The organism is uncultured Maribacter sp. (assembly GCF_963975365.1).
Taxonomy (GTDB): domain Bacteria; phylum Bacteroidota; class Bacteroidia; order Flavobacteriales; family Flavobacteriaceae; genus Maribacter.
This window is the reverse complement of sequence record NZ_CAXBGF010000012.1, coordinates 18,907-38,958: the sequence shown is the minus strand read 5'-3', so window position 1 is coordinate 38,958 and position 20,052 is coordinate 18,907. Positions and strand designations below refer to the sequence as shown.

Genomic DNA, 20,052 nt, shown 5'->3' with positions numbered 1-20,052 from the left:
TTTAAATAAATTGTTTTTCCTTTATTTCGAATGGCTTCAATGCCAGATATGCCCTATCTACGGATCGTATGTTTTCAAAAACCAATAATAAGCGTAATCCGTTTCTGGTCTGTTTTTCCTTTATTTTACATTGCTGCGCGTGCGATTGAACATATTGTAAAACACGCGTAAATGTAGGGGTCTGATAAAAGGCTGACTGTTGGTCACTAATGAAATAACCAATCATTTTGCCTTGTTTCATAACTATTTTCTCTAAACCAATACTATTTGCTATCCATTTTATACGAACAGAATTTAATAAGTCTGCTGCTTGATCAGGTAATTCGCCAAAACGGTCTACCAATTGTGCTTCAAATTTTTGAAGCGCTTGCTCATCTTTAACCTGATTTAAATCAGTGTATAAGGTAAGCCTTTCAGTTATATTGTTGATATAATCGTCTGGGAAGAGCAATTCAAAATCTGAATCGATTTGTGTTTCCTTGACAAAAATTTTCTCATGTGGGCCTTCAACCTCGTCATATAAGTCCTTAAACTCATTTTCTTTCAGTTCGTCAATAGCTTCTGCTAATATTTTCTGATAGGTTTCAAAACCTATTTCGTTGATGAAACCACTTTGTTCGCCTCCTAATAAATCGCCTGCGCCTCTAATCTCCAAATCTTTCATGGCAATATTAAAACCACTGCCTAATTCGGTAAACTGCTCCAGCGCTTCAATTCGTTTACGGGCATCGTTTGTCATTACTTCATAAGGCGGAGTTATGAAATAACAAAATGCTTTTTTATTGCCACGACCAACTCGACCACGCATTTGGTGAAGATCGCTTAAACCAAAATTATTGGCATTGTTGATAAATATAGTATTGGCATTGGTAACGTCTAACCCACTTTCTACAATGGTCGTAGAAACTAGAACATCGAATTCGCTGTTCATAAAACCGAGCATTAGGGCTTCTAATTTCTTTCCTTCCATTTGGCCATGACCGACCGCCACTTTTGCATCAGGCACCAAACGCTGAATCATACCTGCTACTTCTTTTATATTTTCAATACGATTATGAATAAAGAAAACCTGACCGCCACGTTCAATTTCATAACTAACGGCATCTCTGATTATTTCTTCATTAAATCGTACAACCTGACTTTCAATTGGGTACCTGTTCGGTGGGGCAGTCGTAATGGTAGAAAGGTCACGAGCGGCCATGAGGCTAAATTGTAGTGTACGTGGTATCGGTGTTGCGGTCAACGTTAGTACATCAACATTCTCTTTTATAGATTTTAATTTATCCTTTACGGCAACACCAAACTTTTGTTCTTCATCTACAATTAAAAGGCCAAGGTCTTTAAACTGTACATTCTTGTTCACCAACTGATGTGTGCCTATAATGATATCGACTTTACCTGCAGCCAGTCGTTCTATAGTATCTTTTTTCTCTTTTGCCGTACGAAATCTGTTCAAGTAATCTACCGTTACAGGCATGTCTTTTAGTCGTTCTGAAAAAGTACGATGATGTTGAAATGCCAAAATTGTGGTCGGTACTAAAATGGCTACTTGTTTGCCATTATCTACAGCTTTAAAGGCTGCGCGAATAGCTACTTCGGTTTTTCCAAACCCAACATCTCCACATATTAAGCGATCCATAGGTCGCTCACTTTCCATATCCCTTTTTACATCTTCGGTAGCCGTACTTTGGTCGGGGGTATCTTCATAAATAAAAGATGCCTCCAGTTCGTTCTGTAGGTAACTATCAGGGTTGTATTGAAATCCTTTTTCGAGTCTTCGCTTTGCATAAACCTTAATAAGGTTAAAAGCAATATTCTTGACTCGGCTCTTTGTTTTATCCTTTATTTTTTTCCATGCACCTGAACCTAACTTGTAAATCTTTGGTGGCGCACCGTCCTTACCGTTGAACTTTGAAATTTTATGTAGTGAATGTATGCTTACATATAATATATCACGCTCACCATACATCAGTTTTATGGCTTCTTGTTTTTTGCCTTCGACATCTATTTTTTGGAGTCCGCCGAACTTACCTATACCATGGTCAATGTGGGTAACATAATCACCTATTTCAAGTTTGTTCAGCTCCTTTAATGTAATGGCTTGCTTTTTTGCATAACCGTTTTTTACATGAAACTTATGATAACGTTCAAATATTTGATGGTCCGTATAACATACTAATTTTTGGTCATCATCAACAAAACCTTGAAACATTGGAAAAACAATAACTTGATAATGAACTTGCTGGTTTACCTCTTCAAAAATATCATGAAAACGTTTGGCCTGCTGTTCGCTGGCACAAAAGATATAATTGGTATAGCCTTGCTCGCGATATCTATTAAGGTTCTCGATAAGTAAGTCAAATTTCTTATTGAATGATGGTTGAGGTTTGGTATGAAATTCTACAAGAGACTCATAATTGCGTTTAGAATCTTGGGTTAAAAGGGTAAAATCTAAAAGGTGCTTTTTAAATTCTGCACCACCCATAAACAATTCTTCTGGTTCGGCATGTTTAATGTCTTTAGAAAGTTTGGTGAATGCTTCTTTTGCCTTCTCAAAAAAATCATCTAAACGATCATAAAGTAGGTCAGTATTTTTTGCAAAAACCAATGTTTTTGATGCAACATATGTTAAAAAATTCTGTCTTTTTTCAGTTAAAAACTTGTTGGCCATATTCGGCACAATAGTTATCGACTTTACCTTCTCTTTAGAAAGTTGTGTTTCAACATCGAAGGTTCGAATACTGTCTATTTCATCACCAAAAAACTCAATACGATACGGTTCGTCGTGTGAAAAGGAATACACGTCAACAATACCACCTCGAACAGAAAACTCGCCTGGTTCGGTAACAAAATCTACTCGTTTGAATTTGTATTCAAACAAGATTTCATTTAAAAAATCTAAGGAGAGTGTATCCCCCAATTTCATTTTTAGAGTATTCTTATCTAGCTCTTTTCGCGTAACAACTTTTTCAAAAAGAGCATCGGGGTATGTAACAATAACCGCCGGTTTTTTTCTAGAATTTATTCTATTTAATACCTCGGCGCGCAATAGCACATTAGCATTATCGGTTTCTTCGATTTGATAGGGTCTTCTGTAACTACCTGGGTAAAAGAGAACATCGTCTTCTCCAATAAGTCGTTCCAAATCATTTAAGTAATAAGCAGCTTCTTCCTTGTCATTGAATATTGCTAGAAAAGGACGGTCTACATCTTTAAAAACATTTGCTAAAACAAAGGATAGAGATGAACCTACAAGCCCTTTTAATTGAATATTTTTTGTTCCCGAATTTTCAGAATCGGCAATAGTATTTAGCAGTTTTCCTAGTTGGGAAGACTGACCATACTGTTGTTGGATAGAGGATTGACTCAACAATTTAAAATTTGTGCAAATATAAGAATACCTAAGAAACGATTTCGGGGTAATTTTTAGATTACTTTTTTAAGGTTTATTTGTGAATTTTAAATGATATAAAAACGATAATTATTAGAATAATTGTTTAGAGGTATCCATGAAAATATTCTTGCAATTTTTTAATCGGATTTGTTTTCCTGTTTTTAAATGCATGTGCAGTAATACCTATAAAAAGAAAGATACTTCCAATCAAAGCTGTGTTTGCGATAGAATTATAGGTGCCATCATGTCTAATATATATAGCGAATAAAGCCCATATGCCAACTAAAGCGAATTCGCGCATATTCCTTTTCCAAATCATTAATAAATTGAGAATTATAGCCACCACGATCATACTTATCGTCCAAGTTTGTTCAGAGAGTATACCACCGTTCCAATCAAGTTTACTTAGATAAGCCGAAATATTTGCGATGGTGGCGACAGAAATCCATCCGCTATAGAAACATATCGGCCACCAAACGAATGCTATTGTAGTTATGGGAGCATCCCAACGTTCCATGTTAGTATTAATAATAATCTTAACAAGTGAAATTAGGATACCGAACATGATAAGTACCGAAAGCCCGGTAAAGTCATAAACAAAAGCAAATACCCAACAACAATTTAAAATATTGGCTAAAATGAACCAGTATCCTGTTTGCTCTATGAATATGCTTTCTTTTTTACTGAAAAAGGCTCTTCGAACTTGAAATATACCATATATTAATAATGCTATAAATATGATACCCCAAATGGCAAAGGCATAACTAGCAGGGGTAAACAGGTTTACATACCTTGAGCTAATTTCACCAATAGTGGTGTTGTTAAACTCCATAATCTGAGAAATATAATTTACTACGATTACCAAAACAACAGACATTAGGTTTAGAATGGATAGTTTTTTCTTCATAATATGTAAAATTGTTAAGGTTATTTTATAAAGTAATGTTCTTTAGTTATTTAAATGAACTTTTATTCAATAATAAGGTTTATTTTTTACTTCTTTTATGGGCACGGGCAACACCGAGTCTCCCAATAGAGCGAATACTTCACACCCGTAAGAAGGTTCTAAAGTATAATTACCGGTAAATTTTCCAAAAGCTGGAAGAATCATTTGTGATTCCGTTTTATAAAAGCAAGGCAATCTTACCGATTGTCGCCCCAATCCACTTAATTTTATTGCAGGATGAATATGACCTGAAAAATTAAATAGACTGTCCCGTTCTTCAGGATGATGCGTTAATATAAAAGAATCAAGTATCAGTTCGGGGATAACCTTTATTGCTAAAGCTTCATATTTTAAGGGGGAAATGATATCGTGATTTCCACTTACTAGAATCATTTCTGAAGTTATTGAATGAACCCAATCTTCAAAAAGAGCCCATTCACTATTAAGTGAAGAATGGAATAAATCACCAATAAAAGTGATGACTTTTGGCTTAAAAAACTTAACAGCAGTATTTAAAGTGTCGAAATTTTGTTGAATAGCTTGTTGAGGAACGGCAGCCCCATATTTTCTAAAATGAGATATTTTGCCAAGGTGAACATCACTAATTAACAACATAGATTTCTCTACCCAAAAAAGTGCACCCGAGAAATGCATTTGAAAAGATTGGCCATGAAGCTGAATGGGGTGGGTCATAAAACAAAATTACCTATTTCTTCATCAAAATAGCAGCCATTTTTTTAATACGGTCTGCTAATTTTTCGCTCGATAATTTTTCGCGGCTCATACGATCAGTAATTAATGGAAAAGAAAACGGAGTAGCCTTTTTACATTGCTTCCATACCATGTCTTGGGTTGCAATACGTTCTAATGAAATACGCAAACGGCCTTCTTCTAACTGATGCTCGAAGGTTTCAGTAAATGCTTGTTGAAAAAGTAGATTGTCTGGTTCATAATCTCGAAACACATCGAACAGTAATTGAGAGCTACTTTGCAAATGCTTCATTTTAATACCCTTCTTAGGGTATCCAGTAAAGACCATTCCGCTAATGATGGCGACATCTCTAAATTTACGTCTTGCCATTTCAGTTGAATTGAGACTTTTCTGTAAATCAGCTAACATATAATCTGTAGTAAATAAATCATTATCTAACACTTGCTGTATATCTATGGGTTGGTCAGAAAGTAGTTCAAAGCCATAATCATTGAACGCCAATGAAAATGTAATAGGAGAAAGTAAGCTAATGCGATAGCCTAGCAAACTTCCCATTGCCTCATGAACAAATCGACCTTCAAAGGGATAGAATAGGTGGTGATACCCATCTCGTGTTTTAAATGTTTCTATTAAAAATTCAGAAGGTTTAGGCACAATACTTTCCCTTCGCTGACGAGCAAAAAGAGGCGCTAAGGCGCGTATTTCCGTCGACTGATTTTCTAATGGCTCGCTAGAACTGTACAGCTCGTTTCTTAGTAATTCTGACATTTGAGCTGATAGCGTTAGTCGACTACCCATCCAACTAGATATTTTATTGGTTTTTTTAGTAGAGTTTTTAACCTGCACGGTCATTTCCTTAATCCGTATAAACTCTAGATTTCTACCTGCAAAGGTGAAAACATCGCCTTTGTTTAATTTGGAGATAAAGAACTCTTCAATGGAACCGATATAACCACCTTTTTGGTATTTAACGGCTAAATTTACATCTCCGACAATTGTTCCGATTTGAAATCGATGTCGCATTGCCACACCTCGGTTGGTTACGGTAAACTTACCATCGCTTTCTACTTCTACTTTTTTGTATTCGTCATACGATTGTAAACTCTGGCTACCTAACACTAAAAAGTTCAAAAGCCATTGCCATTGTTGTTCAGACACGGCTTGGTAACAAAAGGTCTGTTTAATTTCTTGATAAATTTCATTAGGATAGAATCCGTTTGAAATTGCCAATGTGGTCAAATACTGTAAAAGCACATCGTAACTGTTGAGGTAGGATAGGCGGTCTTCAACTGTGTTTTGCTTTACCGCCTTTTGTAATGCTGAAGCTTCAATAAGTTCTATGGCGTGTGTGGGAAGAAAATAAATGACACTTTCTTTACCAGGTCTGTGGCCACTTCGTCCAGCGCGTTGTAAAAAACGAGCAACACCCTTTGGCCCTCCAATTTGTATTACTGTTTCTACTGGGGCAAAATCGACACCCAAATCTAAACTTGAAGTGCAAACTACAGCTCTAAGCTCTTCATTTCGAATTGCATTCTCTACCCAAACACGTGTTTCTTTATTAATACTACCATGGTGCATGGCCATTTCTCCGGCGTATTCTGGATGTTTTTCCAAAATTTTCTGAAACCATATTTCGCATTGGCTACGAGTATTGGTGAAGAGCAATGTAGTTTTGCTATTGTTAATTATAGGAATTACTTCTTCCAATAAATGCAAGCCTAAATGACCGCGCCATGGAAAAGTTTCCATTTTTTTTGGGATGATACTTTTTACCGTAATCTTTTTATTGAGATTCGCTTTTATGAGAACGGAGTTGTTTAAAGCATCTGATTCAATTCCTAATAAAACATCTCGAGCCTGTTCTAAATTACCTATGGTTGCAGATATGCCCCATATTTTTAATGTTGATGATACATTTTTTAAACGGGATAGTGCAAGCTCCATTTGTACACCTCGTTTTGTGCCCAGAATTTCATGCCATTCGTCAACGACTATTGCAGAGCACTCTTTAAAAATTTTGTCATAGTCTTTTGTAGCCAATAACAATTGTAGGCTTTCTGGAGTAGTAATTAGAAGGTCGGGCATTTGTTTTTTCTGTTGGGCTCGTTCTTTGGTAGAAGTATCTCCTGAGCGAATACCAACAGTCATTTGTGTGCCTAAGTCTAGTGTAATACGTTCTGCCGATTGCTTTATCTCTTGGGAAAGTGCACGTAACGGAGTAATCCAAATAGCTTTTAAACCTTTCTTATGCTTAGTTTTATAATCTGGATTTTTCTTGATGTAGTTTAATACAATGGGGAACCAAAGCGCGTATGTTTTGCCGCTGCCTGTAGGTGCATTTAGCAGTCCGTTTTTACCCAGTAAAAAGGCCTTCCAAGTATCTTTTTGGAATTTAAACGGTTTCCATTGTTGTTCTTGAAACCAATTTTCTGCGATATTAAAAAGCTCTTCTCTATTCATTATGGAATTAGTGCTTTTAAGTCATCTAGTGAATTCGCTTCATGAATATTCTTGTCTTTTCGCCAGCGTAACATTCTTGGAAACCGAGTAGCAATACCACTTTTATGTCGTTTTGATAACGCAATACCTTCAAAAGCTATTTCAAAAACATGGTGCGGATTAACACTTCGCACGGGTCCGAATCGTTCTAAAGTATTTTTCTTGATCCATGCATCCAATTTTCTAAATTCAGCATCGGTAAGACCGGAGTAGGCTTTTGCAAATGTCACTAATTCATTTTCACCTTCTTCGTTTTTATTCCAAAGTGCGAAAGTGTAATCTGTAAAAAGGTTACTTCGCCTGCCATGACCACGCATGGCATAGGTGAGTACAGCATCAACAGTTAGTGGGCCTACTTTCCATTTCCACCAGCCCCCTTTTTTACGGCCTACTAAATACGGAGAGTCTTTGCGTTTTAGCATTAGACCTTCACTATGTTTTTCTCTTGATTTTTCCCGTTCTTGGGTTGCTTCTTCCCAAGTTGAAAAATGCATGGTTTCTGAAAGATAGAGGGGTGCTGCACTCTGTTTTTGCTCAATGATTATAGAAAAAAGCTGTTTCAATAGCTTTCTACGTTCTAAGAAAGGTAGCTTACGTATATCTTTTCCTTCCCATTCTAAAAGGTCATATGCTTTTAAGATTACAGGAACTTTTTTCAATAATGCTGCTGAAACAGTTTTGCGCCCAATTCTAGTTTGTAAGTCATTAAAGGTTCCAATGCTGCCTTTTTGGAAAGGTAAAATTTCCCCATCTATTACAGTGCCGTTTGGTATGGTGCCAATGATTTTTTTGAATTCTGGGTATTTGTCGGTCACTAATTCTTCACCACGACTCCACACGAACAATTCATCATTCCTTAGAATTACTTGTGAACGTATACCGTCCCATTTATGTTCTGCAGACCAATCTGATACATTTCCTAAATCTTGAGGCTCACCCTCTATGGCGTAGGCTAAATAGAATGGATAGGGCTTTGAGAGATGATCATTTTCATTTTCTTCAAGTACCAATTGTTGAAAAGAGATAGTGTTGGGATTCCAATTGCCCATTAATTTGTAGGCCAAGATATCCTCATCTATTTCAGTGGCTTTCGCTAATGCTCTTGTCATTAGTTTTTGACTGACCCCAATTCTAAAACCACCTGTTATCAATTTGGTAAAAACAAAGCGCTCGTAGTAATTGAGCACTTTCCAGTTCTCATATAAATAAGCTTTTTTGTCCTCGTCTGATTTTTTTTTGAGTGTAATCATTTCTTCAAGAAAACTTGTTAAGCTTTTCTCTGATGTTTGTTGTGCCGTAGGTATTACCAGGGCTATAGTTTCTGCTAGGTCACCAACTATATGATAACTTTCTTCAAAAAGCCAAAGAGGGATATTAGCAAGGTCAGATGCCCATTCTCGCAATAAAGTTGTATTTACCGGTCTTGGTGGTCTACGGTGCGAAAGAATGGCAATTGTCCACACTTTATCGGTGTCACTTGCATTTAGAAAATAATCTGTCAATGCTTGAACCTTTATGGTTGTCTTGTTGGTGCTATCTAGCGCTTTTATGAGAAGGGCGAAATGTTTCATGTTGTTGCGGTAGATTTTGAAGCTAATGCATCTTCTATTTCTTCTTCTCCGTATTGAGTTGCTTCGGTACGTGCATCATAACCTTGCTCACGGAGATATTTTGAAAATATATCTGTATAACCATGGGTGCATATTACTTTTTCCGCCCCAGTTTCTTTAATGCTAGAAAGCAATCCTGTCCAATCACAATGGTCACTGAGAACAAAGCCTTTGTCGATGGCCCTTTTTCGTCTTGCTCCTCTAAAAGTCATCCATCCACTGGCAGATGCCGTAACGTAAGGTACCATTTTACGTATCCAAGTACTACCATGTACGCTTGGTGGTGCTAATACTATATGGCCTAATAGCTGTTCTTTTTTTGTGTCTTTTGTAATGAGCGTTGTTTTAGGAAAATCTACTAATGGCCGTAATACTTCAGTCATATTCTCTATTGCGCCATGGGTGTATATTTGGCCTATATCTGAATTTAAATATTTGAGAAGACGTTGTGCCTTCCCTAAACTATATCCGAATAAAATAGAAGTTTTCCCTTCAGCTCTATTTTCAGCCCACCAATTATTTATATTCTCGAAAACTTCAACCTGTGGCATCCATTTAAAAGCGGGTAACCCGAAGGTGCATTCTGTTATAAACGTATTGCACTTAATGGGTTCATATGGAGTTGAAATTCCGTCGTTTTCTGTTTTGTAATCACCAGTAAATACCCAAACCTCATCTTTATGTTCAACTCTAATCTGTGAAGAGCCAATGATATGCCCAGCAGGGTGTAAACTAAATTTCACATTGTTAATGACAAAAACTTCTCCCCATTCTTTGCCAATAACATTAATATCTCCTAATCGATGTGAAATAATGGAAACATTTCTAATGTGAGTAATGTACTGTTTATGTCCATAACGACTATGGTCGGCATGGCCGTGAGAAATAATGGCTTTGTCCACAGGTTTCCAAGGATCAAGATAAACTTGGGCCTTTTCACAGTAAATACCATTACCAGTAAATTGTAAAAGGGGTGATTTCATAGCCTACGAAAGTTACAATTTTTTGAAAGCAACAAAGTTGTGTTAGATGTAAACTTTGACCTCTAAAAAATTTATATTTGTTCAATAATTAAAAAATAAGATATGTCTTTTGCAGATTTATATACAAGTGGTGAGCATAGAAGAAATTTGGCCCATTTTGCCGCTTTAGCAACTTTGGCTTCTATTGACGGCGAAATTAGTTCAGAAGAAAAAATATTGTTAGATCGTTTCGCGAGTAAATTAGATATCACTAAGGCAGAGTACGAAGAGGTTTTAAGAAAGGAAAATAAATATCCTATTGATTCTACTCCAGATTCTGAGAAAAGATTAGAGCGTTTGTATGATTTATTTAAAATCGTTTATTCGGATCACGAGATAGATGGTGAAGAACGAATTTTGATAAAAAAATATGCTATCGGCTTGGGCTTTACTGATGAAAAGGCCGACAAGGTTATTGAGCGTTCTATTGCTATTTTTGGAGGTAAAATAGATTTTGAAGATTATCTATACCTTGTGAAGCACTAACGTTTAAAAAAGAAAGTAAAAAGGGAGCATTTTGCTCCCTTTTTTTATTGATACTTATTTAAAAATTCTTGAAGTTTTTCAACCATATTACGACTTCCGCAGAAGAACGGTACACGCTGGTGCAATTCAGTGGGTTCAATATCCATAATACGATTTACTCCACCAATTGCAAGGCCATTGGCTTGCATTCATAAAGCAATCTTAGTTTGCCTCTCTGGGTTACACTACTTTTCGGATACATGTAAATACCGCCTTTTATCATGTTTCTATGAAAATCTGAAACCAGCGAACCAATATATCTAGAAGTATAAGGTCTATCACCTTCTTCCATTTGACAGTATTTAATATAGTCTTTTACCCCTTGATGAAAATGAACATAATTACCTTCATTTACAGAATAAATAGTACCATCTTCAGGAAATTTCATGTTCGGGTGCGATAGGTAAAAAGTACCTAAGGCTGGGTTTAAAGTAAAACCATTTACTCCGTCGCCAGTCGTATAAACTAACATTGTTGAAGTGCCATATACCACATAGCCTGCAGCAACTTGTTTATTCCCGGGTTGTAAAAAGTCTTCTATGGTAACAGGCGTGCCAACAGGTGTAACCCTTCTATAAATTGAAAAAATTGTTCCAACAGATACATTTACATCAATATTCGAGGATCCATCTAAAGGGTCGATAAGCACAACATATTTGTTCTGATGATTATCATCATTACTGTTAATGCTTATAAAACTATCTTCTTCCTCTGATGCAATACCACAAATAATTTCTCTATTTTTAAGTGTTTGAATGAATTTGTCGTTGGCGAATAAATCTAATTTTTGCTGGTCTTCGCCTTGTACGTTAGTTTCACCTACACCACCTAAAATATCTATTAAGCCAGCTTTGTTTACTTCGTGATTTACAACTTTTGCCGCTAATCGTATGGCATTGATGAGTTTCGATAATTCTCCTGAGGAATATTTAAAAGAATCTTGATTTTCAATAATAAACTCCCCAAGAGTTTGATTTTTTTTGGGTAACATTATTTAGTTTATGGTAATATACAAATATCCGATATTTTGTTAAACGTTCAGGTTTGGTTTTAATTTCATTTTTTAAATTTATAACTTTGTGTTTTATTTGTAACAATTATGAAATACACAATCAGAACAGCCCAAAAAGGAGATATGAAGCAAGTACTTCAATTGATTCATGAATTAGCCACTTTTGAAAAGGAAGAAAATGCGGTAGAAGTGAATGAGCAAAATCTTGTGGAAGATGGTTTTGGTAAGCATAAGTTGTTTCATTGCTTTGTTGCTGAAAAGGAGGAAAAAGTTGTAGGTATGGCATTGGTCTATCCACGTTATTCTACATGGAAAGGACCTGTAATTCATTTAGAGGACTTAATCGTAACCAAAGAAATGCGTGGTACCGGTTTAGGTACTGCACTTTTAGACGAAGTTGTTAAATATGGAAACGACTTAGGTGTTAAGAGAATTAGTTGGGAGGTAATTGACTGGAACGAACCTGCAATCGGATTTTATGAAAGTAAGGGAGCGAATGTAATGCGAGATTGGGATGTTGTACAGTTAGATGAAGTAGGCATAAAAAATTATTTAAACGCAATAGCGTAAACAAAGACAGATAGAAATAAGATTTAAGATAAAAGAAGACTATGAGGGTTTTTAAATTTGGAGGTGCATCGGTTAAAGATGCAGATGCAGTAAGAAATGTTGTTAAGGTTTTAAAGGAAGTAGGGTATGATAATACTTTGCTAGTTGTTTCTGCCATGGGTAAGACCACAAATGCCATGGAAGATATCATAAACGCATATTTTAATGATAAAAAAGACATACCATCGAAGGTGTCAGAAATGGTAGATTACCACCTTGGTATTGTCTCTGAATTGTTTCCTAATGCTCAACATTCCATCTACAAGGAAATCAAAGTTCTGGTTGATGAAATAAACGGTTTTCTCGTTTGGAACAAATCGCCAAATTACAACTTTGTGTACGATCAAATAGTAGGGTATGGCGAATTGATGTCAACTACAATTATTAGTGCATATTTCAAAGAAATCGGCATTCCAAATAATTGGTTAGATGTGAGAAACTTCATTAAAACAGATAGTAACTATAGGGATACAACTGTTAATTGGGAACGAACTCAAGAGAATGTTGCCAAAATAGACCAAAAACTTTTAAATATTACACAAGGGTTTTTAGGTAGTGATGATAATAATTTCACTACAACTTTGGGCCGTGAAGGATCAGATTATACGGCTGCAATTTTGGCATTTTGTTTAAATGCAGACTCAGTAACTATTTGGAAAGATGTACCGGGCGTTTTAAATGCCGACCCAAGGTATTTTAAGGAAACACAATTATTAAACAACATCTCGTACGGAGAAGCAATAGAATTAGCCTTTTACGGGGCATCGGTAATTCACCCAAAGACATTACAGCCATTACAAAGAAAAGAAATACCGTTGCACGTTAAATCGTTTATAAACCCTACGAATAAAGGAACTACTGTTGGTAAGGGAATTGGTATTGAGCCAAAGGTTCCGTGTTTTATTGTTAAAAAGAATCAAGTTTTAATAAAATTATCTTCGCTCGATTTTTCGTTCATTGTAGAAGATAGTATCAGTGATCTTTTTAAGTTATTTCATCAGCATAAGATTAAAGTAGACCTTATTCAGAACTCTGCTATTAGTTTTTCGGTTTGTATAGATAATAAGTTTGGTGGTTTAGATGCGATGCTTCAGCAATTGAAAAGCAAGTTCAAGGTAGCTTATCATGAAAATGTATCCTTATACACTATTCGTCATTTTGATACGCTTTCCTTAGAATCATTACAGAATGGTAATGAGTTGCTTTTAGAACAGCGAGGAACAGAAACCGTACAGCTAGTTGTAAAGTAACTTCCTTTTAATTTCACTTAGTTTAAAAGCGAAGCTACTATTGCTATTTTCCTATATTTACAGTCTAATTGAGGATTAAATATGGGTTTAGTTACCGCTAAAGAAGTTGCCAAGGCCATTAATCTAACCAAATATGGGGTATTCGGTACTTTTATCGGTTGGGTTTTATTAAAGGTTACCCGATTATCTGGCATAAATAGGTATTATGATTCAATTGCTCATTTAGAAGGCGAAGCCTATGCCGATGCAATTTTAGAATATTTTGAAATTGACTATGAAATACCTGAGGAAGATTATAGAAGGTTGCCTAAAGATGGTCCATATGTTACTATTAGCAATCATCCTCTAGGTGCTATTGATGGTATTTTGCTTTTTAAGTTAATGGTGAAACAACGACCTGACTATAAGATAATGGCTAATTTTCTATTGCAGAGGATGGTGCCATTAGAACCTTTTATTTTACCGGTAAATCCTTTTACCGAACATAAAGATGCAAAAAGCAGTATTGCAGGGTTTAAAAATACACTTCAACATTTAAAAGATGGTCATGTGTTGGGCGTTTTTCCTGCTGGGGAGGTTTCTACGATTAAAGAAGGTAAAATGATGGTGGATAAACCTTGGGAAGAGGCTGCCATTAAATTGATTAGAAAAGCGGATGTACCTGTAGTGCCTATATATTTTCACGCAAAAAATAGTGGACTTTTTTATCGTATCGCTAAAATGGGCGATTCATTACGAACCGCAATGATACCTTCTCAAGTTTTTACTCAAAGAAATAGGCCTATTAAAGTTAGAATAGGTCAGCCAATTTCAGTCGCTACCCAAAAGGAGCAAGAGAGTTTAGAGGAATATACAGATTTGCTACGTCGCAAAACCTACATTTTGTCGAATGCATATGAAAAAGAACGTTTAATAGATCAAATACCAACTTCTCTTAAACTTCCTAAACAACCAAAGAAAATTGCCACAGCTGTGCGAAAAGAGGTGATGGAAGGTGAGATTGAGAAACTTAGGGAAAAGGATTGTCGTTTATTGCAAAGCAAGAACTACGAAGTGTTTTTAGCTAAGGAAAAGGATATGCCTTTTATCTTAAAGGAAATAGGAAGACAGCGAGAAGTTACCTTTAGAGCTATTGGTGAAGGTACCAATAAGGCGATTGATTTAGATAGCTTCGATTCGTATTACCACCACTTATTTCTTTGGGATGATGAGGCCAAATGTATTGTCGGAGCATACAGAATGGGAATGGGTTCTGAAATTTTCCCTCAATATGGTATTGACGGTTTCTATGTTCAAGACTTATTTAGAGTTGAACCAGAATTATATGATATGATGCAGCACTCTATAGAAATGGGTAGAGCTTACATCACAAAAGAATATCAACAAAAACCAATGCCCTTATTTTTACTTTGGAAAGGCATTGTACATACTACCTTAAGATTTCCTGAGCATAAATATCTTATTGGTGGTGTAAGTATAAGTAATCAGTTTTCAAATTTCTCGAAATCATTGATGATCGAGTTTATGAAATCTAATTACTGGGATCCGTATGTTGCACAGTATATAAGACCAAAAAAAGAGTTTAAAGTAAAGCTAAATGATGCCGATAAAGAGTTTGTATTTGATGAAACCCAGGCAGATTTAAATAAGTTCGACCGATTGATTGATGAGGTAGAGCCAGGTAATTTGAGGTTACCTGTATTAATTAAAAAATACATTAAGCAAAACGCAAGGGTAGTTGCTTTTAATGTGGATCCTCTATTCAATAACTCAGTTGATGGTTTAATGTATATAAAGATTGAAGATTTACCTGAAAGCACGGTTAAACCGGTAATGGAAGAATTTCAGGCGGAATTGGAGCGCAGACTTCAGGAAGCCCAAAATTCTGAAAAGGAGTAATTTAGTCTATACCGACTATACGACTTCTACGTTCAAAAAGTACATTATCGATCCATTGTCCATTTAATTTTCCAACACGTTCGCGTTTACCTATTAATCTAAAACCTACCGCTTCATGCGCTTTAATACTGCCATGGTTGGATGGAAATACTCCAGATTGTAATGTCCAAATACCTTCTTGCTCACTGGCGTCTATTAAATATTTCAATAATAATTTGCCAATACCTTTACCTCTACTAGCTTTTGAAATATAGACACTGACCTCTGCAACCCCTCCATATACACATCTACTAGAAACAGGTGAAAGCGCCACCCATCCTAATATAGTATCAGAGAGTTCCGCTACAAACCTGCAAGAGGTCATATGAGCTTTGTCCCAAGATTCAAAAGTGGGTACGGTAGTTTCAAAAGTTGCGATACCGGTTGCGATACCTTCTTTGTAAATGTCTGCTACAGAGTTCCAATCTGTTTCCGACATTTTTCTTATAGTTACCTTCTTCATAGTTTCGTTAATTAACAGCAGCCACTACCTGGAGCGCATGAAGATTCTATAACTTCTGTAGTTTCAGGTATACCACAAATTTCTTTAGCCTTACAATCTGTCTTTTCAACACCTAAATGAAGAAGTAGGCTGTTATCCTTTATTTGATAGGATAAAACAAATAGCTGAGCAGTATGAAAAAGGGCGTTGCTATATTCGAATTTTACTTCAACATCTTTTTCCATCAGTTTTATTTTATCCACCTTATTTAAAATGGCCAATGCTTTAAAGGCAGACATGTAATCTCTTTTTCCAATCTCTTCCGGACTTTCCCATAGCTGAATAATCGTTTCTTTCCAGAAATCGGTACCTGCACCACAATCAACAGAATCAATTGTAATATTTTTTACCTCTGTAATATGATAATTCGCACCTACCAATAAACCAGGTGCATATTCAAATACTAAACTTTTATCTGTGTTTTCCTTTAATAAGGCTAGAAATTCATTCGTTTTCATGTTTTGAAATTTTAATTAACAACAATTGCTTTTTGTGGTGTTGAAGAAGGTATTAAGAAGGGTTTGTACCTCTGTCCATTTTGGTAGGTTAATGCAATAACAAACCTTCTTACCTTCAATTTCACCTTTAATCAAGTCGATAGTTTTAAGTTCTTTTAGATGTTGTGAAATAGTAGGTTGGGCCAGTCCAATTTCATCAACAATATCATTGCAAATACAAGATTCTTGTTGACTTATATATTGTAAAATGGCAATACGAGCAGGATTAGACAACACCTTAAAGATAACTGCCAATTCGTTTTGCTCTATATTGAATATTTGTGTTTTGGTAGCGCCCATAATATATTTATATATTGCAATATTACGATAATAAAAAATATAAAAAAAGTCAGAAGCTAATTTTTTCTGACCTTTAATGTTTTAGAACCAAGGTTTTTTACCCACTTGGTAGGTATTATAAAATTCTTCATCTGATTTTGTTAAATAGATGATTCCTTCTATTAGACCAACTATTCCCATTGCAGAAGCTCCAATACCGCAGGTGAAAAATCCAATTACCAAAGTTATAACCAACATGATTATTCCTTCTTTTTGATATCCTAAAATAAATTTGTGAATTCCTAAACTTCCTAAAATAATTGCTAAAATACCCGCAAGCATTTTTTTATTTTCTCCCCCGTTTCCACTAAACGCTTCTTTGGCACCAGCTGTGAATTCATTTGCCGCCTTTTTAGCACTCTCGCTAAATTCTTTTGCCGATTCTTTTGCGTCTTCTGAGAATTCTTTTGCAGATTCTTTAGCATTTTCAAAAGCATCTTCGGCTTTATCCCCTAAGTCCTTTGCAGTTTCTTTTGCTTTGTCAAAGGCATCTTCTGCCTTGTCTCCTAAATCTTTTTTCTCGTCTGACATTTTTGTTGTTGTTTGGTGGTTATTAGTAATTATAAATGTAGCAAATATTTGAACATCATAAAAATGCTTTATCAATAGGTTCCCAAAGTTCAATTTTATTACCGTCAGGATCTATTATCCAACCAAATTTTCCATACTCAAATTCCTGAATTTCACCGACTATCGTAACACCTTCTTCTTTTAAAATCTGTAGTAATTCCACTAAATTCTCGACCCTAAAATTCATCATAAAACGTGATGTACTAGGCTCAAAATAGGTTGTGTCTTCCTTCATCGGACTCCATTGTGTAGAGCAGTCATTACCCTCTTTGTCTTTCCACCAAAAGGTACTCCCATATTGGTCCGTATTTAGGCCTAAATGCTTATTGTACCAATTCTTTATCTTGTTGGGGTCTTTTGTTTTATAAAAGAAGCCTCCTATTCCTGTAACTCTTTTTTTCATGATTACGCTATTTTATAAGTTTCGAAGTATGTTATTTCTTTATATTTTTCTCATACAATGTAATCCATTCCTTAGTTGTCATCTTAGTACATAACTCTGCAATTAATTTATAAGGTATATCATCAAGATTTTTAAATCGAATACAACTTTTACCCATGTTTAGTTTTAGTTTACAATACTTCGGATATTCTGTAATGAACCAGTCTAATAAATTAGTGTCGGCATAAATGCCAGAATGGTATAAAGCGATAAAATTCTTTTGTGAAGCCAAGTTGATAAATGGTAGGGGTAATTCTGGATTTACATGATACCCTGGCGGATATACTGAATGTGGTACAACATATCCCAGCATACCATGGCTTAGCTGCTCTTCAAACCCCTGTGGTAAATTTCGTAAAATAACGGCGCGTATTTTTTCAATAACTTCTCGACGTTCTTGAGGAAGTTGGTCAATATAGTCGATAAGTGAATTGGCCGCATATTTCATTTAAGCTATAAATTTTGCTTTAATTTTATCCACTATAGTTTGGGCTAACTTTATTTTACTTTCAACCGTCCAGCCTGCTACGTGTGGAGAAAGTATTACCTGGTCAGACTTTATTAAATATTGAAATGCATCTGGTAAATTATTGTCTGAAAACATATTCTCGAAAGAAGCTTTTTCATATTCTAATACATCTAACCCTGCACCTAAAACTTTCCCAGATTTCAAGGCTTCCACTAAATCTGAGGTTATAATACATTTTCCTCTAGCGGTATTTATAATCCAAATAGATTTTTCAAATTTGTTTAGGAATTCGGAGTGAATCATACCTACCGTCTCTTCACTTTGAGGTACATGTAGACTTACCACATCAACACGGTTTTGAAATTCCATAATACCAACTTGACGCGCATACTCATCTTCTACACCACCTTTTATGTCATAACAAATTACCTCTTCAACATCAAAACCTATTAGTTTTTTCGCAAAGGCTTTGCCCATATTGCCATAGCCAATAATACCAACTACTTTTCCTTCTAATTCTAAACCTCTATTACCTTCGCGGTCCCATTTGCCATTTCTAACTTCACGGTCTGCTGTATTTAACTTATTAAATAGAGATAACAGCATACCCATGGCATGCTCACCTACTGCATTTCGATTACCTTCTGGCGCTGCAGCTAGAAATATATCGAGCGATTTTGCGTATTTTGTGTCAATATTTTCAAGTCCAGCACCTAATCGACCAATAAATTTAAGGTTCTTCGCCTTGTCTAAAAATTGAGAGTCTATAGTAAATCGACTACGAATAATTAAACCATCGTACTGATCAATTTTATTCTCGATTTCTTTTTTAGAGGAGGTGTAATCTTCATCATTCTGAAAACCTAATTCAGAAAATTGTTCAATAATTAATGGGTGGTTAATATCTACATGTAATACTTTCATTTATTAGGGGATTTTATTTTTGAATAAAAGGTTTGCGTTAATTCAGTTTCAACTTTTCCTGTATGGTTTGTAGTTAATTTTTCAAATAATAATACCTGAATGTCTTCATTGTTTTTTGTAATTGGGCAATGCTCAACTCCTATTGGTACTATAATTATTTCATCTTCGTTCATGACTTCGATGCGGTTTCTAAATGGCATATGCAAAGTGCCTTTTATAATATGAAATAGTTCATCTTCATTTTTATGGGCATGCCATACGAATTCACCTTTTAACTTTGCGACCTATGGTAATAATCGCGATATGGATTGTCTCTAGAACTTCTAGATTGTTTAAACCATTCATGTTCATCACTACTATGGTTTACAACAACATCCATTATAAGTTTTAAATCGCGCTCGTGCATTTTTCTTAGCATTTGGTCAAAATCTGCCATGGTGCCGAAATCAGATATGATTCCTCTATAATCACTAACATCGTAACCATTGTCATCATTAGGAGAACTGTAAATTGGATTTAACCATATCGATGTCACCCCCAAGCTTTTTATATAATCTAATTTTTCGATGATGCCTTTTAGATCTCCTACTCCATCTCCATCAATATTCTTAAAACTTCTTGGATATATTTGATACACGATAGCTTCTTTCCACCATACTTTATCCGTTGGTATTTCTGTAGATTTTTCTTTACAACCAAGGACTAAAAGAAGTGTAAGTAGCGTAGCTTCACCAATATTTTTGATGTTTAATCGCATTTCGATTTGCTTTTTTTTGTTTAATTAAGATA

Annotated in this window: 18 protein-coding genes and 2 pseudogenes; 4 read left to right on the top strand and 16 right to left on the bottom strand. The window is 35.4% G+C overall.

The window, feature by feature from the left end; translation table 11 throughout:
• Position 1: 1 nt before the first annotated feature.
• The 6 genes from mfd to AACZ49_RS13390 form a co-directional block, all read right to left on the bottom strand.
• A complete protein-coding gene (gene mfd, locus AACZ49_RS13415; RefSeq protein ID WP_339655794.1) occupies positions 2-3,370 on the bottom strand; it encodes a transcription-repair coupling factor in 3,369 nt (1,122 codons plus the stop codon).
• 127 nt (positions 3,371-3,497) lie between these two features.
• Entirely contained in the window at positions 3,498-4,301 is an 804-nt protein-coding gene (locus AACZ49_RS13410; protein ID WP_339655791.1) for a tryptophan-rich sensory protein, read from the bottom strand.
• A 66-nt stretch (positions 4,302-4,367) separates the two neighbouring features.
• Positions 4,368-5,033: a ligase-associated DNA damage response endonuclease PdeM gene (gene pdeM / locus AACZ49_RS13405; protein WP_339655788.1), complete on the bottom strand. Its 666-nt coding sequence runs from the start codon at positions 5,031-5,033 to the stop codon at positions 4,368-4,370.
• A 13-nt stretch (positions 5,034-5,046) separates the two neighbouring features.
• Complete coding sequence (locus AACZ49_RS13400) at positions 5,047-7,515, bottom strand: ligase-associated DNA damage response DEXH box helicase (RefSeq protein ID WP_339655786.1); 2,469 nt, start codon at positions 7,513-7,515, stop codon at positions 5,047-5,049.
• Complete coding sequence (locus tag AACZ49_RS13395; RefSeq protein ID WP_339655783.1) at positions 7,515-9,125, bottom strand: ATP-dependent DNA ligase; 1,611 nt, start codon at positions 9,123-9,125, stop codon at positions 7,515-7,517. Before AACZ49_RS13395 ends, AACZ49_RS13400 begins: the two co-directional genes overlap by 1 nt.
• Positions 9,122-10,147, bottom strand: coding sequence for a ligase-associated DNA damage response exonuclease (locus AACZ49_RS13390; RefSeq protein WP_339655780.1), 1,026 nt, complete (start codon positions 10,145-10,147; stop codon positions 9,122-9,124). Before AACZ49_RS13390 ends, AACZ49_RS13395 begins: the two co-directional genes overlap by 4 nt.
• Before the next feature lie 102 nt (positions 10,148-10,249).
• Between AACZ49_RS13390 and AACZ49_RS13385 the strand changes: the two genes are divergently transcribed.
• On the top strand, positions 10,250-10,672 hold the full coding sequence (locus AACZ49_RS13385; protein ID WP_339655777.1) for a TerB family tellurite resistance protein: 423 nt from the start codon (positions 10,250-10,252) through the stop codon (positions 10,670-10,672).
• A 44-nt stretch (positions 10,673-10,716) separates the two neighbouring features.
• On the opposite strand, the pseudogene fbp reads toward AACZ49_RS13385, so the two are convergent.
• Positions 10,717-11,702 (bottom strand): annotated as a pseudogene (gene fbp / locus AACZ49_RS13380) (class 1 fructose-bisphosphatase).
• 108 nt (positions 11,703-11,810) lie between these two features.
• On the opposite strand from fbp, the gene AACZ49_RS13375 reads away from it, so the two are divergent.
• From AACZ49_RS13375 to AACZ49_RS13365, 3 genes are all read left to right on the top strand, one after another.
• Positions 11,811-12,293 carry a GNAT family N-acetyltransferase gene (locus AACZ49_RS13375; protein WP_339655775.1) on the top strand — a complete coding sequence of 161 codons (483 nt, stop codon included), beginning with the start codon at positions 11,811-11,813 and terminating at the stop codon, positions 12,291-12,293.
• Between the two features lie 41 nt (positions 12,294-12,334).
• Positions 12,335-13,582: an aspartate kinase gene (locus AACZ49_RS13370; RefSeq protein WP_339655773.1), complete on the top strand. Its 1,248-nt coding sequence runs from the start codon at positions 12,335-12,337 to the stop codon at positions 13,580-13,582.
• Between the two features lie 81 nt (positions 13,583-13,663).
• Positions 13,664-15,481: a lysophospholipid acyltransferase family protein gene (locus AACZ49_RS13365; RefSeq protein WP_339655772.1), complete on the top strand. Its 1,818-nt coding sequence runs from the start codon at positions 13,664-13,666 to the stop codon at positions 15,479-15,481.
• A gap of 1 nt (position 15,482) precedes the next feature.
• Here AACZ49_RS13365 and AACZ49_RS13360 read toward each other — a convergent pair whose 3' ends face one another.
• The 9 genes and pseudogenes from AACZ49_RS13360 to AACZ49_RS13320 form a co-directional block, all read right to left on the bottom strand.
• A complete protein-coding gene (locus tag AACZ49_RS13360; protein WP_339655770.1) occupies positions 15,483-15,983 on the bottom strand; it encodes an N-acetyltransferase family protein in 501 nt (166 codons plus the stop codon).
• Between the two features lie 11 nt (positions 15,984-15,994).
• A complete protein-coding gene (locus AACZ49_RS13355; protein ID WP_339655767.1) occupies positions 15,995-16,480 on the bottom strand; it encodes a DUF6428 family protein in 486 nt (161 codons plus the stop codon).
• Positions 16,481-16,495: 15 nt separating this feature from the next.
• Positions 16,496-16,819 carry a metalloregulator ArsR/SmtB family transcription factor gene (locus AACZ49_RS13350; RefSeq protein WP_339655764.1) on the bottom strand — a complete coding sequence of 108 codons (324 nt, stop codon included), beginning with the start codon at positions 16,817-16,819 and terminating at the stop codon, positions 16,496-16,498.
• Positions 16,820-16,900: 81 nt separating this feature from the next.
• Complete coding sequence (locus tag AACZ49_RS13345) at positions 16,901-17,389, bottom strand: NINE protein (RefSeq protein WP_339655762.1); 489 nt, start codon at positions 17,387-17,389, stop codon at positions 16,901-16,903.
• A gap of 55 nt (positions 17,390-17,444) precedes the next feature.
• Positions 17,445-17,831, bottom strand: a complete 387-nt coding sequence (locus AACZ49_RS13340; RefSeq protein WP_339655759.1) for a VOC family protein — start codon at positions 17,829-17,831, stop codon at positions 17,445-17,447.
• A gap of 31 nt (positions 17,832-17,862) precedes the next feature.
• Complete coding sequence (locus AACZ49_RS13335; protein ID WP_339655757.1) at positions 17,863-18,318, bottom strand: DUF1801 domain-containing protein; 456 nt, start codon at positions 18,316-18,318, stop codon at positions 17,863-17,865.
• The gene (locus tag AACZ49_RS13330; RefSeq protein WP_339655755.1) at positions 18,319-19,263 is read right to left on the bottom strand and encodes a 2-hydroxyacid dehydrogenase; all 945 of its coding nucleotides are present in this window, start codon (positions 19,261-19,263) and stop codon (positions 18,319-18,321) included.
• On the bottom strand, positions 19,260-19,481 hold the full coding sequence (locus AACZ49_RS13325) for a hypothetical protein (protein ID WP_339656004.1): 222 nt from the start codon (positions 19,479-19,481) through the stop codon (positions 19,260-19,262). Before AACZ49_RS13325 ends, AACZ49_RS13330 begins: the two co-directional genes overlap by 4 nt.
• 68 nt (positions 19,482-19,549) lie before the next feature.
• Positions 19,550-19,936, bottom strand: a pseudogene (locus tag AACZ49_RS13320) (alpha-amylase family glycosyl hydrolase); the annotation flags it as partial.
• Between the last annotated feature and the right edge of the window lie 116 nt (positions 19,937-20,052).

What these genes read in the sequence shown, in the direction of transcription:
- AACZ49_RS13410 (WP_339655791.1), bottom strand. Translation starts at nt 4,301, where the DNA reads ATGAAGAAAAAACTATCCATTCTAAACCTAATGTCTGTTGTTTTGGTA.
- pdeM (WP_339655788.1), bottom strand. Translation starts at nt 5,033, where the DNA reads ATGACCCACCCCATTCAGCTTCATGGCCAATCTTTTCAAATGCATTTC.
- AACZ49_RS13400 (WP_339655786.1), bottom strand. Translation starts at nt 7,515, where the DNA reads ATGAATAGAGAAGAGCTTTTTAATATCGCAGAAAATTGGTTTCAAGAA.
- AACZ49_RS13395 (WP_339655783.1), bottom strand. Translation starts at nt 9,125, where the DNA reads ATGAAACATTTCGCCCTTCTCATAAAAGCGCTAGATAGCACCAACAAG.
- AACZ49_RS13390 (WP_339655780.1), bottom strand. Translation starts at nt 10,147, where the DNA reads ATGAAATCACCCCTTTTACAATTTACTGGTAATGGTATTTACTGTGAA.
- AACZ49_RS13385 (WP_339655777.1), top strand. Translation starts at nt 10,250, where the DNA reads ATGTCTTTTGCAGATTTATATACAAGTGGTGAGCATAGAAGAAATTTG.
- AACZ49_RS13375 (WP_339655775.1), top strand. Translation starts at nt 11,811, where the DNA reads ATGAAATACACAATCAGAACAGCCCAAAAAGGAGATATGAAGCAAGTA.
- AACZ49_RS13370 (WP_339655773.1), top strand. Translation starts at nt 12,335, where the DNA reads ATGAGGGTTTTTAAATTTGGAGGTGCATCGGTTAAAGATGCAGATGCA.
- AACZ49_RS13365 (WP_339655772.1), top strand. Translation starts at nt 13,664, where the DNA reads ATGGGTTTAGTTACCGCTAAAGAAGTTGCCAAGGCCATTAATCTAACC.
- AACZ49_RS13360 (WP_339655770.1), bottom strand. Translation starts at nt 15,983, where the DNA reads ATGAAGAAGGTAACTATAAGAAAAATGTCGGAAACAGATTGGAACTCT.
- AACZ49_RS13355 (WP_339655767.1), bottom strand. Translation starts at nt 16,480, where the DNA reads ATGAAAACGAATGAATTTCTAGCCTTATTAAAGGAAAACACAGATAAA.
- AACZ49_RS13350 (WP_339655764.1), bottom strand. Translation starts at nt 16,819, where the DNA reads ATGGGCGCTACCAAAACACAAATATTCAATATAGAGCAAAACGAATTG.
- AACZ49_RS13345 (WP_339655762.1), bottom strand. Translation starts at nt 17,389, where the DNA reads ATGTCAGACGAGAAAAAAGATTTAGGAGACAAGGCAGAAGATGCCTTT.
- AACZ49_RS13340 (WP_339655759.1), bottom strand. Translation starts at nt 17,831, where the DNA reads ATGAAAAAAAGAGTTACAGGAATAGGAGGCTTCTTTTATAAAACAAAA.
- AACZ49_RS13335 (WP_339655757.1), bottom strand. Translation starts at nt 18,318, where the DNA reads ATGAAATATGCGGCCAATTCACTTATCGACTATATTGACCAACTTCCT.
- AACZ49_RS13330 (WP_339655755.1), bottom strand. Translation starts at nt 19,263, where the DNA reads ATGAAAGTATTACATGTAGATATTAACCACCCATTAATTATTGAACAA.